Here is a 1076-nt window from a genome sequence, read left to right as displayed (position 1 = left end):
AGCTATGTAAGTGCTTACTTGGCGAATGGTTTTCGAGAATTTGTAGGCCTCGGTACGCACATTCTTCGGCTTCAACTAGGCGGTTCCAGCACCACAAGACTTGCGCGCGGATACGCAATAAAAACTCGTGCAGAGGAACGTGCTGTAATTGCTGATCTTCAATCAGACGAAAGCCTGAATCTTGCAGCTCAAAGGCCGCTTGCACGTAACCTTGAGCAATCAAGATTTCGCTTTGTTGTAAAATCGCCCACAGTGCTTGATGGTAAACCTGATACTGGCGCGCCAATTTTTCGGTTTGCTGCATCATTGGCAACGCGCGGTCGAGTTTACCCAGCACGTGGTTCACTTCGCCTACGACTGAGGTCGCGACAATTCGGCTACGGTAAATAGTGTTGTCTAGTTGGCTGAGAGCCAGCTCCGCAAGTTCAAGCGCTTTCTCGGGTTGGTTGCTGTTAATTGCGACCTGAGCAAGCAGCGCGTTGGCTTGGCCTTGGTAATGGATATCTAGCTCGATGTTGCGCTTTTTATGCTCTTCTTCGGCTTCTTCAAGCAATTGGCCAACTTGATTGTATCGGTGTTGGCTCTGCGCTAACCATGCACGTAACATCGTCAATTTAGGGTGGCTAAACAGCAGCTCTGCATCCAGCTTATTGATGGCATGCTCGAGTGTGCTTAGTTCACCTTGGTTGAACATCTTCCACCCGAATTCATTCAAAATCTCAACGACTAAGTCTTTATCGTTGGACTTTTGCGCGTGATGAATGGCTTGGTGTGGCGCTTTTTGTTGTAACCAAGCGACCGCAGCATTGCGGTGAAGATCTTTTTCTTGTTGAGGAATACGTGCTTGACGCTCGTGAGACAAGAACTCGCCAAACAAGTTGTGGAAGCGGAACCAGTTATGCTCGCCTTCAAGTGGATAAATGAACAAGCCATAACGGTTAAGCGATTCAATCAGGCCCAGCGCGTCTTCGCGTTGGGTGAGGGCAAATACCAACTCATCGTTAAAGTGATCCAGCACAGAAACTTGCATCAAGAAGTGACGAGTTTCGTGATCGAGCAGGTCGAATACTTCTTCG

General features: G+C 48.5%; 1 pseudogene. It reads right to left on the bottom strand.

Going from position 1 to position 1076, the window contains the following annotated elements:
* Positions 1-1076 (bottom strand): annotated as a pseudogene (locus R7Q48_RS24730) (transcriptional regulator MalT); the annotation flags it as partial.

Source organism: Vibrio sp. 378, from assembly GCF_033339435.1.
Note: the sequence above shows the minus strand (reverse complement) of the source record. Positions and strands in the feature narration are given on the sequence as shown.